This window comes from Planctomycetaceae bacterium (genome assembly GCA_041398785.1).
In the GTDB taxonomy this organism is placed as follows: Bacteria; Planctomycetota; Planctomycetia; order Planctomycetales; family Planctomycetaceae; genus JAWKUA01.
The window spans coordinates 58,264-75,414 of the sequence record JAWKUA010000006.1; the positions used below are offsets into that span (position 1 = coordinate 58,264).

The 17,151-nt window shown below is 59.9% G+C and carries 11 protein-coding genes; 9 read left to right on the plus strand and 2 right to left on the minus strand.

All coding sequences use genetic code 11. The features are described from left to right. The first annotated feature begins 673 nt into the window (after window positions 1-673). The 5 genes from R3C19_08740 (at window position 674) to R3C19_08760 (ending at window position 10,323) form a co-directional block, all read left to right on the plus strand. Entirely contained in the window at window positions 674-1,825 is a 1,152-nt protein-coding gene (locus tag R3C19_08740; GenBank protein MEZ6060434.1) for an ABC transporter permease, read from the plus strand. Continuing rightward, window positions 1,822-2,535 carry an ABC transporter ATP-binding protein gene (locus R3C19_08745; protein ID MEZ6060435.1) on the plus strand — a complete coding sequence of 238 codons (714 nt, stop codon included), beginning with the start codon at window positions 1,822-1,824 and terminating at the stop codon, window positions 2,533-2,535. Before R3C19_08740 ends, R3C19_08745 begins: the two co-directional genes overlap by 4 nt. 2 nt (window positions 2,536-2,537) lie before the next feature. Further along, window positions 2,538-3,734 carry an HlyD family efflux transporter periplasmic adaptor subunit gene (locus tag R3C19_08750; protein ID MEZ6060436.1) on the plus strand — a complete coding sequence of 399 codons (1,197 nt, stop codon included), beginning with the start codon at window positions 2,538-2,540 and terminating at the stop codon, window positions 3,732-3,734. Next, the gene (gene mprF, locus R3C19_08755) at window positions 3,731-6,352 is read left to right on the plus strand and encodes a bifunctional lysylphosphatidylglycerol flippase/synthetase MprF (protein ID MEZ6060437.1); all 2,622 of its coding nucleotides are present in this window, start codon (window positions 3,731-3,733) and stop codon (window positions 6,350-6,352) included. Before R3C19_08750 ends, mprF begins: the two co-directional genes overlap by 4 nt. Window positions 6,353-7,101: 749 nt before the next feature. Beyond that, window positions 7,102-10,323 (plus strand): amidohydrolase family protein, encoded by a 3,222-nt coding sequence (locus tag R3C19_08760; GenBank protein ID MEZ6060438.1) that lies wholly within the window; start codon window positions 7,102-7,104, stop codon window positions 10,321-10,323. A gap of 6 nt (window positions 10,324-10,329) precedes the next feature. Here the strand turns inward: R3C19_08760 and R3C19_08765 are convergent, their stop codons facing one another. Together R3C19_08765 and R3C19_08770 are read right to left on the minus strand one after the other, a co-directional pair. Further along, window positions 10,330-10,983 carry a DUF1559 domain-containing protein gene (locus tag R3C19_08765; protein ID MEZ6060439.1) on the minus strand — a complete coding sequence of 218 codons (654 nt, stop codon included), beginning with the start codon at window positions 10,981-10,983 and terminating at the stop codon, window positions 10,330-10,332. A gap of 161 nt (window positions 10,984-11,144) precedes the next feature. Continuing rightward, window positions 11,145-11,537, minus strand: coding sequence for a DUF1559 domain-containing protein (locus R3C19_08770; protein MEZ6060440.1), 393 nt, complete (start codon window positions 11,535-11,537; stop codon window positions 11,145-11,147). Window positions 11,538-11,955: 418 nt separating this feature from the next. Here R3C19_08770 and R3C19_08775 point away from each other — a divergent pair, with 418 nt between their 5' ends. The 4 genes from R3C19_08775 (at window position 11,956) to R3C19_08790 (ending at window position 17,141) form a co-directional block, all read left to right on the plus strand. Further along, window positions 11,956-12,276, plus strand: a complete 321-nt coding sequence (locus R3C19_08775; protein ID MEZ6060441.1) for a hypothetical protein — start codon at window positions 11,956-11,958, stop codon at window positions 12,274-12,276. After that, entirely contained in the window at window positions 12,269-12,841 is a 573-nt protein-coding gene (locus R3C19_08780; GenBank protein ID MEZ6060442.1) for a DUF6036 family nucleotidyltransferase, read from the plus strand. The genes R3C19_08775 and R3C19_08780 overlap by 8 nt, the downstream gene beginning before the upstream one ends. Window positions 12,842-13,091: 250 nt before the next feature. Further along, complete coding sequence (locus tag R3C19_08785; GenBank protein ID MEZ6060443.1) at window positions 13,092-14,375, plus strand: amidohydrolase family protein; 1,284 nt, start codon at window positions 13,092-13,094, stop codon at window positions 14,373-14,375. 243 nt (window positions 14,376-14,618) lie between these two features. After that, complete coding sequence (locus R3C19_08790) at window positions 14,619-17,141, plus strand: hypothetical protein (GenBank protein ID MEZ6060444.1); 2,523 nt, start codon at window positions 14,619-14,621, stop codon at window positions 17,139-17,141. The last annotated feature ends 10 nt before the right edge of the window (window positions 17,142-17,151 follow it).

The following is a 17,151-nucleotide window of genomic DNA, read 5'->3' on the forward strand; positions in this document are numbered from 1 at the left end:
GTGCGGAATCGACAGGTATTGCCACAACGCGCCGCCGATAAGCACGAGGATCAGCAACAGCAGCAGACTCTTTGAATTCCCCAACCGCCGGATTTCCGGTGACACTGGTTGGCAACTGTTTTCGGACATGCGGTTTTCCTCCTGCTTGGCGCCTCAGGTGATTCTCGAACGAATGGCGGAAACAACCATGTTGCTGCAACGCCTTCCGTCAACGTGAACGGTGCAACGGCAAAGGCGCAACACAATGGAAGCAACGCGTCACAGTGACTTTTTTCTGCGACTCGGCCACACCAGGCGTTCAGCAACTGGCGCGCCCAAGGCGGCGCATGACGGATGGTGGGCAATGACCGACCAATCAGCAACGTAAGATTCCAACCGTCCCGCTGGTCCAATAAACGAACCGGCGGCGTATCCGGCATGGCATTTGCCAAGAGCCAATGCGCCGTGTGTGGAGGCGAATGGTCTGGATGGCAGGTGTTGTGAGACTCGGCACGCGTCCGCGTAAGTCCCGGGCGTCGGCCGTTCTCGCCGTCGGCACCGCATGCTCTCCGGCGACATCGAGCGTTCCAAGAAAAGGCGCGAAGATTGCACATTGCGCGGCGATGAGAATTCGACCGGCACACTTCAGTCGCGCCGCACGTTGGTTCCCTGCCGACAGAAGGAGAATTCGCTTGTGGTGTGGATCGCTTTGAAGATGCTGATGGGCGACAGAGCCAAGTATTTCGCCATCATATTCGGCGTCACGTTCGCGTGTTTTCTGATCTGCGAACAGAGCGCGATCTTCAGCGGAATCATGCTGCGAACAACGAGCCAGATTCGTGACACTCAGGGCGAAGACATCTGGGTCATGAATCCCGGTGTCAGGTACTTCGACGACCTGAAGCCGATTTCCGATGACGATGTCTTCCGCGTCCGCAGCGTGCCGGGGGTCTCCTGGGCCGTCAACCTGTACCGAGGACAGGGTCAGGCGCAACTGGCGGACGGTCATTATCAGGGCGTCATTATCATGGGTCTGGATGACGCGAGTCTGACCGGGGCGCCGCAGCAGTTGCTTGTCGGCGGAATCGGAGATCTGCAGTTTCCGGACGCCGTACTGATCGACGAAGCCGGTTTCCGTCAGATGTGGCCGGGCGAACCGATCAGCACCGGCAGAGTCTTCGAAATGAACCAGCGACGGGCCGTGGTGGCGGGCGTTTTCCGGGGATCTCAGACGTTCATGACAATGCCGGTCATCTACACCCGCTTCAGCCACGCCACACTGTACGTCCCGGCAACACCCACCGGACGGCTGACGTCGCTGGACCTGGCAAAGACCCGCGACGGGCTGGTTCCTGAAGATGTCGCCCGCCGGATTGAGTCGCAGACCGGACTGAAAGCGCTGTCCGAACAGGAATTCATGGACCTGACGTTGTCGTATTTCCTGACGCACACAGGCATTCCGGTCAACTTCGGCACGACTGTGGTACTGGCGTTTCTGGTCGGAGTCGCCGTGGCCGGCCAGACGTTCTATCTGTTTACCGTCGAGAACCTCAAGCAGTTCGGCACGCTGAAAGCAATGGGAATGAGTGACCGGCTTGTCGTCAGCATGATCCTGATTCAGGGGCTGGTTGTCGGTGGGATCGGGTATGGACTGGGCGTCGGACTGGCAACGCTGTTTGGAATTGCCGTCACCGGAGCGATGCCGCTGCTGGCCTTTTTTCTGCCGTGGCAGGTGCTGGCAATTGCCGCCGGCGCAATGATATCGATCGTGGCGGCCGCCAGTCTGATCAGTGTCCGTCGTGTGCTTGTTCTGGAACCGGCTGCAGTGTTTCAGGGGGCGACATGAATGCGACTCCGCAGATTCATGGCGGTGTGTCCTGCCGTCAACTGACGAAAAACTATGGCGAAGGAAGCGCCATGGTGAAAGCGCTGCGCGGCATCGATCTGGACATCCTTCCGGGGCAGTTGACGCTTCTGGTCGGCCCCAGCGGCTGCGGCAAGACGACGCTGATTTCCATTCTGGCCGGTACGCTGGAACCCACCAGCGGAGATCTGAACGTGCTGGATACGGAACTGAATCGATTGTCGGGACGGCACCGGGCCGCGTTTCGAGCAAAGAACGTCGGCTTTGTTTTCCAGCAGCTCAACCTGTTGCCGGCGCTGACGGCAGAAGAGAACGTGGCGGTACCGCTGGCGATCAACGGCTATTCCAAACGCGCTGCCGTGAAGCGCGCCGGCGAAGTTCTGAACAGTGTGGGTCTAGGCGATCGCCTGCGGTCACTGCCATCGCAGCTTTCGGGAGGACAGCAGCAGCGAGTGGCGATTGCACGGGCTCTCGTTCACGAACCACGGTTGATTGTGGCTGACGAGCCGACGTCGGCCATTGATGCCCGGACCGGTCACACAATCATGGAACTGATCCGCGACATGGCGCTTCAACCGGATCGTGTCACGCTGGTTGTGACACATGATTCCCGCATTTTCAGCTTTGCTGACAGAATCATCAGCCTGGAGGACGGTCTTGTCTCGCAGGCCGAAAGCAGCCGAGGTACCTGAGCATGCGACGATTCGTTCTGCCCGTTCTCGCGATCATTGCCGCCGTCTTTGCGATCACACACGCGCTGAAAATCCAGAAACCTCAGCCAGAAACCGGACCTCCCGTCTCGCCGCCGATCGCTCCTTTCGGGAATACGGTGGCTGGTGCCGGAATGATTGAAGCGTCCACGAACGCCAGCGGCACCGGCAACATCACCGTCGGTTCCCAGGTTGCGGGAATGGTGGCAAAGGTGCTGGTTACGGTCGGACAAAACGTCCATGCCGGAGAGGTGCTGATTGAGCTGGACAGTCGTCAGGCAGCCGCCAATCTGAGGTTTCAGCAGGCAGTGCTCAAAGCCGCCGAGCAACAGCTGCGGAAACTACAGTTGCTGCCGCGGCCCGAAGAAATTCCCGCCAGTGAAGCTCAGGTCGCCGCCGCGGAAGCGAATCTCCGCGAGATGCAGGATCGTTTTGCGCGAGCCGAGAAACTAAAACAGGCGGGGCGAGCCATTGCCGAAGAGGATTATGTCGCGAGTCAACTGGCCGTCACGAGCGCCCGCGCGCAGTTTGAACAGACAACCGCCGCCCTCGCGCTGCTTCGCGCGGGTGCCTGGGAAGCGGACAAGGCCATCGCCGCCGCGGCCGTTGAACAGGCACGGGCTCAGGTGGACCAGGCGCAAACGGCACTCGACCTGCTTCAGGTGCGGGCACCTGTCGACGGGACGATTCTGCAGGTTGACGTTCGACCGGGCGAATATGTGTCGACCTTCGGCGGACAATCGCTGATCCTGATGGGAAACCTCCAGCCGATGCACGTTCGCGTGAACATCGATGAGGAAGATCTGCCGCGACTCAGACTGGACGCTCGGGCCGCGGCGAAAATTCGCGGCGACGTCACTCAGGAAGAAATCCCACTGACCTTTGTCCGCCTGGAACCGTATGTGGTGCCGAAAGCGTCACTGACCGGAGTGAATACCGAACGAGTCGACACGCGCGTCGTCCAGGTGATCTTTGCCGTCGACCCGCAGAACCGCCTGGTTCAGGAACAGAAACTTCTGGTGGGGCAGCTTGTCGACGTGTTCCTCGAAGCCGATCTCCGCAGCGATTCGCCGCGAACCGTTCCGACCGAACCACTGACTACGACACGTCCGAACCAGACCAGCAGTGATCCCCCGCCTCAGTTCCGCTCGGATCAGACTCAGTCGGACTCGGCCCCATGAACGTCGCCGGTGAACTCAGCCATGTTGCTTCGCCGGCCTCGGTCCGGACGGACGAAAGCCGACGGAAGTTCCTGAACTGCGTCGGGGCAGTTGCCGGACCGATGTTTGTGATCTCGATGTTCGCGACGGCTCTGTGTCTGCTGCACGGCGAGCTGCGTCACTATCACCTGAGCGATTTTGTGCGCAGCCTGGCCGAGATTCCCGCAGGGCGACTCTGGCTGGCCGCCGGACTGACATTGCTGAACTACCTGATTCTGATCGGCTACGACTGGCTGGGAATTCGATACGTCGGGCGTCCGATGAGCTTTCCGAGAATTGCGCTGGCGTCGTTCCTGGGGAGCGCGGTCGGGAACAATTTCGGCATGCTTCTGGGCGGTTCGGCAATCCGAGCGAGGCTCTATACGGCCTGGGGATTTTCGGCAGTCGAAATCGTCAGACTCGTGCTGATGCTGAGCGTGACGTTCTGGATCGGATTGTTCGCCCTGTCGTGTGCCGTGTTCATTTTCGATCCGATGACGATTCCTGCGAGCCTGCATCTGCCGGTAACGTCGACGGTTCCATTGGGCGTGATTCTGGGATGCCTGGCTGTCGGCTACCTGGCGCTGTGTGCTGTTCGTCGCGAACCAGTGCGGATCCGGCAGTGGGAATTTTCACCGCCCAAAGTCTGGATGTCGCTGATGCAGTTTGCCGTTGCCACGCTGGACCTGATGGTCGCGGCGGGCGTGCTGTACGTGCTGCTGCCGGCGTCGGTGCCTGTGAGTTACTCGCAATTGCTGGCCATCTATCTGCTGGCGCTTGTGGCGAGCCTGTTTTCGCAGGTGCCCGGGGGACTGGGCGTTTTGGAACTGGTCGTGCTGGTTCTGGTCAGCCCGGTCCGGCCCCAGTCGGTGGTTGGATCGCTGATGGCGTACCGGGCGATCTACTATCTGATTCCTCTTGCGCTTGGACTGATCCTGCTTGGTGCATATGAACTGACGCTGAATCGCCGTCGCGTCGGCAGGGCGGTCGCGCTGATGGGAAGCTGGACCAGGTTCGCCGCTCCGCGCGTTCTGACCGTCGGCGTCTTTCTGGCGGGCGGAATGCTGCTGTTGTCCGGAGCGACACCCGCGGCTCATGGCCGTCTGCGGCTGTTGCGCGACGTGCTGCCGCTGCCTGTCATCGAGGTGTCGCACCTGCTGGGCAGTATTGCCGGCATCCTGCTGATCCTGCTGGCTCGCAGTCTGCAGCGGCGGATCGAAACGGCGTACTACGCGGTTTGCCTGCTGCTGGCCGGCGGTGCCGTCGTTTCGCTGCTGAAGGGATTCGACTACGAAGAAGCGACAGTCCTGTTCGTGATGCTGCTGCTGATCCTTCCCTGCCGACGACACTTTTACCGCAGGGGTGCGCTGCTGACCGATCGTTTTTCGCCAGGCTGGTATGCGGCCGTTGTTCTGGTGCTTGGATGTACGCTGTGGCTGATGCACTTTGCCTACAAGCACATCGAATACAGCGGCGACCTGTGGTGGCAGTTTGAATCACAGGGCAGCGCTCCGCGATCTCTGCGAGCAACGGCGGGCGCGGTGCTGGTGACGCTGGTGTTTGCCGCATCGCGGCTGCTGCGTTCGAAGCCACGGCCGCCGGAACTGCCGAATGACGAGGAACTCGACACGGCCTGCCGGATTGTCGCAGACTGTTCGCGAACTTCCGCCAGCCTGGCGCTGCTGGGCGATAAGTACTTTCTGTTCAATGCCCGGCACTCGGCCTTCATCATGTACGGCACCGAAGGCAGGAGCTGGGTCGCGATGGGAGATCCCGTCGGTGATGAAAGCGATGCTGCGGAACTGATCTGGGACTTCCGTGAACGATGTGACGAAGGAAGGCGCTGGCCGGTTTTTTACCAGGTCGATGAGGATCGGCTGTCGATGTACGTCGAGGCCGGACTGTCGCTGGTCAAAATCGGCGAAGAAGCCCGTGTTCCGCTGTCCGGCTTCAGTCTTGAAGGAAGCAGCCGGAAAGGACTGCGACGCACAAACAGGCAGGTCAGCGCCGAAGGCTGTACCTTTGAAGTCGTCCAGCCGCCGATCGAAGACGAATTGCTGGCGGTTCTGAAGACGATCTCCGACGCCTGGCTGGATGAAAGAAGCACGGCCGAAAAAGGATTCTCCCTGGGATACTTTCAGCCGGAATACATCAGACGCTGTCCCATCGCGCTTGTGCGGAAGGGCGACAGACCGATCGCCTTTGCGAATGTCTGGCGGGGAGCGGAGCGAACAGAACTGTCGATCGACCTGATGCGATTCCTGCCGCAGTCACCGGACAGCGTGATGGAGTTCCTGTTCGTGCAACTCATGTTGTGGGGCACAGAACAGGATTACCAATGGTTCAATCTGGGAATGGCGCCACTGTCCGGAGTCGACGCCAGACGTCTGGGCCCGATGTGGAACCGAATCGCCGCTCTGACGTTTCGGCATGGTGAGCATTTCTACAACTTTCAGGGTCTGCGGCGGTACAAGGAGAAATTTGATCCGGTCTGGTCGCCCAAATACCTGGCTTCACCGGGTGGATTCGCGCTGCCCGTGATTCTGACGAATGTTGCAACACTGATTTCCGGCGGCCTGGTGAAGCTCGCTGCGAAATAGTCGCACGTCTTGAGCGCTGCCACCGACGTGCTTTCGCGAAATCCGATTGCCGCTTTGGTAGGGCGCAAGACTGCTGCTGCTCACGTTGCCCGCCGACGCGATGCCGCGATTCACCGGCAGCTTCCTGCCGATCCCGGCTCATGCATGTGATTCGTCTCCAGGGCGGTATGCTGCACGCGTGTCAACGCTGTGCAATTTGTCACGGTTCGCAGACTTCAACTTGCACCCGTCCAACGGGACAGTCGTCGTCGAAACGAAGTTTGGCCGCGTTCGCTCGGGGATTGCGTCAGTGCAAATCGCTTGCTGCGCGCGGCCGCCCTGTCTCCGATTCTGTCGCTGGACGCAGATAAATCTCCCTCTGCCGATCCGCGGGCAAGTGGACTCCGATTTCGCAGCTTCCGGGCACTACCCACCGGTAGAAACACCCGCCAACTGTGCCATTTCGATGAGCTTCCTATCAAAATGAGAATTGGCGACGAAGGTGGAGGTGCGACAGCAACCTCGTGACTGACTGCCCCTGACTCCCCCCGAAAATGTAATTCCAAGCCTTCGTCGGGGATTCATGATTCACTGCGCATGCAGATTGGAAGCCAAAGGTTTTCACGCACTTGCCACCGATTCGGATGCTGCGGTTTTTGGAGGAAATCCGCGGACGGGAGACCGAATCGGTGCAAACTCCAGGCAGTCTCGGTAATTTAGCGGACATTGAGTGTTCCCGGATGTCCTGAGTTCACCTTGCGAGGTTTTTCATGGCCGTTGTCATTCGTGCCTTTGTCGTTTTGATTCTGGCAACCGCTTCTGCCACCGTCACCGCTGACGAATCGTCGGACCACAAAGTCGGTCTGCGGGAAAACCGGCCTGACGTTTGGGCGCTGATGAATGCCCGGGTTGTGATCGATGCCGAACATGAGCTGAGCAACGCTACCGTCGTCGTGCGGAACGGCCGGATTGCATCGGCAGCCGCTGGTGCCGAAGTTCCGGCCGACGCTCGCGTGCTGGACTTCGAAGGACGCACGATTTACCCAGGCTTCATCGATGCGTATTCCGAAAAGAATCTGTCAACCGACGGGCTCGACAAATCGCCGGCGCACTGGAACGACAACGTGGTGCCGCAACTGTCCGCTGCGAAGCAGGTGTTGACGACGGTTTCCGAAAACGAGGCACTTCGCAAACAGGGGATTGTTGCCCGGCTGATGGCTCCGTCGGGTGGGATCGTGCGAGGTCAAAGCGCGGTCGTGTCGACGGGAACGACGGACCCGAAACGGGCGATCGTGGCGGCGGGCGTGGCTCAGCATCTGGAATTGACGGTGAATCGCCGCAGCCGGTCGGAGTATCCCGGTTCGCCGATGGGAGCCGTCGCGCTGGCTCGCCAGACGATGTACGACGCCATCTGGTATCGCGACGCCTGGAACGCCGCGAACGCCGATTCATCGCTGCCTCGCCCGGAACACAACGATGCTCTGGTCGCGCTGCAACCGGTCGTGGCGGGGGCTCAACCGGTTGTTATCGAAACGTCAAACGAACTGTTCTTTCTGCGAGCCGACCGGTACGCGTCGGAATTCGGGCTGAATCTGATCGTTCGCGGCAGCGGTCTTGAATATCGCCGGCTGAACGACATCGCGGCGACGGGACGCGCGGTGATTCTGCCGCTGAACTTTTCGAAACCGCCGAACGTGTCGACTCCGGAAATCGCAGCCAACGTGACTCTGGAATCACTGCTTCACTGGGATCTCGCTCCGGAAAACCCCGCGCGAGTTGATGATGCCGGAATCCGATTTGCGTTCACCACAAACCGCCTGAGTTCCACGGACCAGTTTCTGAAGTCGCTGCGAAAGGCGGTCAATCGCGGGCTGAAATCGGCGTCGGCACTTCGGGCACTCACGGAGACACCGGCGGAATTGTTCGGCGTTGAAGACCAGCTTGGTTCCATTCATGCCGGAAAGCTGGCCAGCTTTGTCGTGACCGATGGAGACCTGTTCGCGAAAAAGACGAAGGTCGTCGAAACCTGGGTCGCCGGTGAACGTTTCGAACATCAGCCTCCGCCGGTAATCGACGTCGCCGCCACTTACGAACTGACGATTGAACCGAGCGGTCCCTACCCGCGCACGCTGTTCGTTCGACTGACGCGCGACGGTGACAAGCTGAAGGGCAGAGTCTCCAGACGACCGTTCAGCGAAACGACCAACGACAAGGACGCCGGCAACAGGGACAGCGACGACGACGATGAGTCGGACGCAGCAGACGACAAACAGGCCGACGAAGACGATCGCGACGGCGACAGCGACGAGAAGAAGCCGGAAGCCGACAGCAACTCGGATCTCGCGGAGTTGAAGGAATTGAATCAGTCGGACTATTCCGTGACCGGGCAGTTTTCCGCGAAGAACTGGAGCATTGACGGCGCGACCCGTCTGTCGCTCGTCCTGAATCGCGGCGACGATGCGCCAGCCGGATTCGGCCGTATCGCCTGGCCGGACGGATCGACGTCGACGGTTTCCATCGCGAGGCTGGAATCGGGCGGTTCGGCTGCGCCAGAGAAGCACGACGATTCGGAGGAAGCGCCGGTGCCGGCGTCGTTCGCGGTCAACTTCCCGCTGGGAGCCTTCGGGCGGGAATCTGTGCCGGAAACCGCCGGTCTGACGGCGTTTCAGCACGCAACGATCTGGACGTCCGGCCCCGCCGGCATCATCGAAGACGGCACGCTGCTGATTGACGACGGACACATCATCGCCGTCGGTGACGACCTCGAAATTCCGGACGGCGCTTCGGTCATCGACGTCCAGGGAATGCACATCACACCGGGCATCATCGACTGCCATTCTCACATGGCGACTGATGGCGGCGTCAACGAATCGACTCAGGCCGTTACGTGCGAAGTTCGCATCGGTGACTTCATCGATTGCGACGACATCACCATCTACCGGCAGCTTGCCGGCGGAGTCACGTCGTCCAACATTCTGCACGGATCGGCAAATCCGATTGGCGGCCAGAACCAGGTGATCAAACTTCGCTGGGGGATGAACGGCGAGCAGATGAAGTTTCAGGAAGCTCCGCCGGGAGTGAAGTTCGCGCTTGGCGAAAACGTCAAACAAAGCAACTGGGGCAACGAATACACCAGCCGCTATCCGCAGACTCGCATGGGCGTCGAACAGATCTTCCGTGACTCGTTCATGGCCGCCAGGGAATACGCCGCGAAGCACGACGCGTGGCAGAACATTCGTCGAGGTCTGCCGCCACGGCGCGACCTGGAACTGGATGCACTGCGCGAAATCGTGGAACAGCGCCGCTGGATTCACTGTCACAGTTACCGGCAGGACGAAATCCTCGCGCTGATTCGGCTGCTGGACGAATTCGACATCACGATTGGCACGTTCCAGCACATTCTGGAAGGTTACAAAGTGGCCGACGCGATGGCGGAACACGGAGCGATGGGCTCCGCGTTCGCCGACTGGTGGGCCTACAAATTCGAAGTTATTGACGCGATTCCGTACACCGGAGCGCTGATGCACCGCGCGGGAGTTGTCGTGTCGTTCAATTCCGACGATGCCGAACTGGCTCGCCGACTGAATCAGGAAGCCGCCAAGGCCGTCAAGTACGGCGGAGTGGCTCCCGAGGAAGCTCTGAAGTTCGTGACGCTGAATCCTGCGAAGCAGCTTCGGATCGAGGAGTACGTCGGTTCGCTGGAACCCGGCAAGCACGCGGATTTCGTGGTATGGAATGGATCGCCGCTGTCCAACTACAGCCGCTGCGAACAAACCTGGATCGACGGTTGCCGCTACTTTCATCGCGACGACGACGCGCGGCAGCGCGAAAAGGTTGCCGACATGCGCAACACGCTGATTCAGAAGATCCTGACATCAAAGGAAAAAATGCGCGGCGCGGACGAACAGGACGACGACCCGTCGGCGATGTGGCCTCGGCACGACGAATTTTGCCACCACGGCCATGACCACGAACATCTGGAACATCGTTGATGGCTGTCAGAAGTCGCTGTCGCTCAGGGGGCTCTGCCCATGCGAGGAACCGGCGGAAGTCAACAATCTGGCAAAGACATCAGGAGCCACGTCTTCCGACATGAATGACACCGCTCCGTCACAGAAGGCAACATTTACTCCGCCGTAATGATCAGACATCGGAGCCAGATAGAATGTCGACGGCGAGTTGATGATTCTCTGAGTATCACCGGGTGGCTCTGAACAATCGTGTGTTGCGATCGTGCGCATGCGTTCAAATCGAAGTTGATTTTGAGAAGGGCTGGCGGACCAGGGGCTCTCGCAGGGCATGACGTGCCAGCCCGTTGCATCGCGAAAACTTGCTGTGCCAATGCCGAATCCGTGACTTGCAAGCGGAGCCAGGAATGGCAGTCGGAGTATCGCGGCCAGATCAGACTCTGTCTGGGGCGGTGGAACTGCCCAGTCCCGCAGCTTGTTGCGTTCGCTGATCATCAGCGTGTTGCTCGCCCCGTCGCCCAGGTCCAGACGTTGAATCGGAAACGCTCTGTTCGTCGGTTCAGTCCCGCTCCAGAAGACACCCGATGCCTGTTTCGTCCGATCTTCCGCACTGGTGATTTCACCGTCGCCATCCCAATCCAGCCCCATCAATCGCGCCTCTTCGGCGGGAGAACCGACCGTCACGGAAGTAACTGTATAGCCAAGCAAATATCCATCCAGACTGTCTCGCCGGAGGAGGGTGCCCAGACTTGCAATGATCCCGGAGCTCGGACCTTCGTGTGACAGATGGTCAGTGTGAATTGCAGTGCCCGCACATGTCGGGGTCATCAGCCCATAACCGACATTCAGAACGTATGAAAGGCCTCGGGAGAACTTCTCGTTTTCATCGTCATCGGGGCATAGCAAGACGCTGAGCCGAAGCTCCGACGGATTTCGAAGTCAAGATGATCACGAACCGACTGAGAGTCCAGTTGCGGCAGGATTTCCGCGACCCAGACGGAAGTCCGTCCGTCCCTCGGGCTGAAGACCGAAGGAAAGTAGCCCTTCGCGGATGTGCTGTAGGCATTGAGTCCCACAGCCAGATTCCGGAGCCGATTCTGGCATTGCAATCGCCGCGCGGCGGCTCGCGAACTCTGAACGGCAGGCAGGATCAACGACAACAGCACTGCAATGATGGAGATCACGACCAACAACTCCAGCAGCGTAAAACCTCCACGCTTCCCGTACTGTGTACTCACGGCATTCGGCCAGCCAGTCTCTGACCCGAAACGATTACCACGCCTGAGTGCGGTGGCCGGTGATCGTCGGAAATCGAGAGCCATGCCACACCTTTCGATTGAATTTCGCTCCACAGACCACCGGAATGGCGCTTGATCTCGCCGCTTGACCCTGCAAAACGCCAATACCTGGCGGGCTTCCGCCGATTTCTCGGCAATTTCCAACATTTTCTTAAGTGCTCGGCCGTGGCCGATTCGAGACTGACGACGCACGAAGAGTCGTCGAAGGTCGCAGGGAGGAAGAACGTTTCGCTGGTAACGGTTCGTCGTGTCACTGCACGCAGACAGCGTTTATACTGGCCGCGGCGAACACTGATGCATCGAACGCCTCTTCCGCCGCGAGCCAGAATGCCTCAATCTACCCCGCTCGGGGTATAACATGCCGGGCAGTCGAGTGGCATCATTCTCAAAGCCCGAGATCCATGTGATGAATCAGGTCGATCCGGAAATCAAAGCACTGCAGCACGAGATTTTCCTGTCAAAAGTCGGGCAGGCGTGTCGAACGCCAATGAGCCAGAGACTGGCCGACGGCGCGATTCTGTTCGATCAGAGTATGAAGGCGATGCGAGGTGCGATTCGTTCGCAGAACCCTGAGTTCACGCCGGAACAGGTCGAACGTGAAGTGCGGCGGCGGCGGCGCATTGCGAAGCTACTTAGCGACCGGGACTTATATGTCGACGCAGGCATCATTGATGAATAGCCTTGAAGCCACCGGACGAGTCATCGAAGTGCTGGAAGAACTGGCCATTCCGTACATCCTTGTCGGCGCGTTTTCGAGCAATGCCTACGGTATTCCTCGCAACACGAAAGACGCGGACTTCGTCGTCAGCCTGCGCAGCGGCGATCTGGGCCGGATCAGTCAGAAGCTCGGCGGCGACTTTAAGTTTGATCGTCAGTTGCGAATGGAAACGATCACCGGTTCGGTGAGAAACGTGATGACGTATCTGCCCACGGGCTGGGACATCGAGTTTTTTCGATTGAGCGCCGATGAGCATCACGCCGAACGGTTTCGGAGAAGGTGTCGACAACGGATCGCGGAAATCGACCGCGAAGCGTGGATTCCGTCGGCGGAAGATGTCGTGATCCAGAAAGTCCGCTGGGCCAGACGCAAGGATCTGGACGACGTCGAAAGCATTCTGGCAGTCTCGGGATCGCTGCTTGACTGGGACTATCTTATCTACTGGACAACGCAGCACGGAACTCAGAGGCTGCTGGAGGAATTGCGAGCCGCGCTGCCGGATGATCGCGCGTTGGAGGAAGAGTGATTCCTGTGGTTCGCCTGCATGCACGCTGAGGTATCCCACATCTAAGCCAGTTCCACGAACCAGCGACTTCATCATGTCTTCAACGACTAATGGCACTTAGAATTGGAATCCGCTAAGGCGAATACAAGGCATCGGTCGCCATTCTGAATAAGCTTCCGGGCCGGCCTGTTGCCGCTCACAGATCCTTCGCCGAAGCCGAGGTCTGACCACGCCACGGCCGATCCAATCATCCACGAACGAGATCATGATCATGACCGCTCTTCGCACGGTAGTCTGTCTGCTGTCACTTTCACTGTTCAGCGTCGCCTCAGCCTCCGATGAAATTCCCGGCGCGCCGCAGCGCAGACCGATCGCGCTGGTCAACGTCACAATTCACACCGTGTCCGGCCCGATCATCGAAAACGGAACTCTGGTGTTTTCCAAAGGCATGATCACGGACGTCGGTCGCGATGTGTCTCCGCCGGAAAAATCACGAATCATTGATCTTGGCGGCAGGCACGTTTATCCCGGACTGATTGAAGCTCATTCTCAGATTGGTCTGACGGAGATCGCCGCCGTGCGAGCCACTCGCGATACTTCCGAAACCGGCAGTTTCAATCCCAACGTAAAGGCTCACGTCAGCGTCAATCCCGACAGCGAAGTCATTCCGGTGACGCGCGCCAACGGCGTGCTGATCGCGCTGTCGGCGCCATCGGGCGGACGCATCAGCGGGCAGGCGTCGGTGATGCAGCTCGACGGCTGGACTTTCGAAGACATGACGCTGAAACCGTCAGCGGCAATGATCGTCCACTGGCCGTCTCCGCCCAGGTCGGGACCGAATGAACAACTGAAGGAGCTGCGTCGATTTTTCGATGATGCCCGCGCCTACGAAGCAGCACGCTTGGCGAATTCCGGTCCGAACGGTCAGGCCTTCGATATTCGGCTGGAATCCCTGCTTCCGGTTCTTCATCAGGAAGTTCCGCTGATGGCACACGCCGGCGATGCGCGCGAAATTCAGACCGCCGTGGCATTCGCGGCCGAACAAAACGTGAAACTGATCATCTTCGGCGGACATGACGCGCTGGCCTGTGCGGAGTTGCTGACGCAGTATCAGGTTCCCGTGGTGATCGATTCGGTCCATCGGACTCCGGCGCGCCGGCATGAAGATTACGACGCTCCGTATTCGCTGGCGGCGCGGCTCAAAGACGCGGGGATTGCGTTCTGTATCTCCGGGTCAGAACGGGAGTCGACCTGGAACACTCGCAACCTGCCGTACCATGCCGCGACCGCCGCGGCATATGGTCTGGACCGTGATGAAGCGCTGAAGGCTGTCACGCTGTATCCGGCCCGAATCCTGGGGATTGATGACCGCGTCGGTTCGCTGGAAGTCGGGAAGGATGCAACACTGATCGTGACGAATGGCGACCCGCTGGAAACGGAAACGGAAATCTCCCGCGCGTGGATTCGCGGACGGCGAGTCGATCTGGGCAGCCGTCACAAGAGCCTGTATGAAAAGTACTCGCGGAAATACGCCCAGGCTGCCCGGCAGCAATAGTCGATTCGCGCCCGGACCGCCGCAATTGGCGAATTGATACGGAACCACCGGTCACAAATTCGTTTTTCATCCGCGACGGCAGAAGCGATGCCGGCGGTACAATTCGTCGGCTGGTGACGCTCGGAAGTTGCTGCGTCTTGAGAAACGCGGAACGACCCGTCACCATGCGCGGGCGGTTGCGAAGCATTCCGGCCGCTTTGTCCCGTCAATCTCACGTTGCATCAACCTGGTCGAGTTGTCGTTATGGATTTGCCAACATGCCCATCCTGCGGTCAGTCTGTGCTGGACGACGATGCCGCCGACTGTCCGTTCTGCGGCTCCGCGATGGATGGATCTTCGAAGGGGAAAAAAAAGCCCGCCGCGCCGGCCGCGAAACCCGCATCGAAGTCAGCATCCGGCGCAAAAACGGCCGGCGCGACAAAACCCGTGGGTGCCGCGAAGCCAACCACCGACGAGGACGATCCGTTCGGACTTGTGGAAAACGCGGCCACTCGAAAAGTGATCCCCTGCGCGCGGAAGCCCATGAAAGGCCGCACTCATCGCGTGCGGTGCCCGATGTGCGACTCACTCGGGTTTGTTCCGAAAAGTGCGATCGGACGGCAGGTGAAATGTGCCAATCCGAAGTGCATGGTGCCGACGTTTACCGTTCCGGATCCGGATGCGGCAGCCGGCGAACGGGCTCCCGCCAGAGTCAGCGACGAAGCGCTCGCCCGCGAAGAAAAGCTCAGCAAGCCAAAAGGCAAGTCCAATCCGCTCATCATGTACGGCGTCGCCGGCGGCATTCTGCTGGCGCTGACTGTCGGTCTGGTGATGTTTCTGAACGCTCCGCCTGCGGTTGATCCGAATCTGAATGAGACATTCGACATGTCGAAGCTGCAGTCCGGCGGCGACGATGAGGACGATGCTCAGGATCCAGTGCCGTCCGGTGGCAACAATCCGTCGAACGGCGAAAAGACAACGGATGTCGCCGCCGAAGCCCTGCGGCTGACCGAGTTGATGGTCAGCGCCGCGCGGCAGACGACGAACAACCGGGACAAGCCATTTTGCCGGCGGCTGACCGGCGATGCCTACCTGCGGCTCGGAAAACTGTCGGAAGCGGCCACGGAATTTTCTCAGCTTCAGCGGCTGTCGCGCGACGCGACATACTACGTCGTGGAGCCGTATCTTCATCAATACTGGCTGGCGATCGCGTCCGGAGATGCCGCCGCCGCGGCACCGCATCTTGCCGATGCAAAACAGGAAGCTCAGCGAATTCCGGATACCGGAAGGCTCGCACTGCAGGCCGGCATCGCTCTGGCAGCAGCACTCGTCAACGAAGGCGACGTCGACACCGCGATGGCCCGCATCGAAAATCAGCAGCGCGATCAGACGGTCACCGCGCAACTGGACGATATGCGACAGGGAGCATGGTTCGCTTCGGCCGGCGCATTGCGCAGGGCGGGATTCAATGCGATCTCGCCGGTCACTGTGTTTTCGTGGAATGAGCCTCTGAAGACCGCCGTTGCTGTGCATCTGGCGGCCAACAAGCGCTGGCCGCAGGCAGTGACGTGGGCGAAGGCTCAGTCGGACGTCCGCACGGCCGCCGATGTTCTTGCGGTGGCTTCTTCACATGCTGTCGTCGTCAGCGCCGATGCCGCCACGGCGACACTGCTGCATGAAGCCGCCGCCGAGATCGATCCGGCAGTCGGTCTTCGCACCGCCGCGATTCTTGGTCACAGCGATCAAAACCAGGCACTGTGGGATGCGGCACTTGTGGAAACAAACCAGATGGAATCGCCGGCCGTTGCACAGATGCCGGATCTGGCCGATGTTATCCGGACAGAAGCTCCGGATCTCAGCGGTGAAAGGCTGAAGGCCGCCGCGCTGGCTGATGTGGCCGCGGCCGCCGTCGCTCGAAAGGATGATGCCGTTGCCGTCGCGGCAATTCAGAAGCTCTACGCACTGCTGTCCAGCCGGATTCCTCCGACGACAGCCGTCCGTCAGGCCGCCAGCACAATGGAATCGGACGAACAGTCGATCATGAAGCAACTGCAGGACCGGTTTGCCCTGCGCAGTGAGTCTGAAGTGAAGAGTCAATTCCGAAACTACCGGCGCGGTCTGGATCGTCTGGCGACGATCGCGGAAGAACGTCGACTGTTGTTGGTGCAGCTTCTTCATCGCGTTGTGGAAAGCGGCGGAGCGGCCGCTCTGCAGACAGCCTGCGCCGGCGGCGAGCAGGCGCTGCTGAGAGAACTCGCTGTCGATCCACTGTGCATGCTGCTGGCATCAGCGGCGGTCTCTGCGGGTCAGCAGATTCCGGAACTGGCACAACCAGATGCGTCGCTGGCGGTTCCCGCTGCCGCGAGAATTGATCAGCTTGCCGAAAGCCTGCTGGCGCCTGCAATCCTGTCGGCGGCATCGGCAATGCAGCAGGCGAACTATGCCGCCGCCGTTGACGTCATGCAGAAGGCTCGCGAGTTACCCGGCTTTCGGGCCTGCATCGTCAACCATTTGATCGCTGCTGCGAGCAACGTGACAGCGGACCCGGCTCCGCTGCTGACCGCGGTTCAGTTGTCTGACAGTGCGCTTTGGCGGGAGGATGGAATGCTGGTGGCGACGGGGAATCTGGCGCGTCGAAGTCTGTGGAAGGCGGCTGAGGCGTGGCTTGCTCAGGCTCACCAGTCGGCTACGGAACGCGCGGTGGCTCTTTTCGGAATCGTCGCGGTCCTGGCAGAAATGCCTGCGGAACCTCCGACGTCCGCGAAGCCCGCCGCCGAACAGCTCTGAAATCACTGGA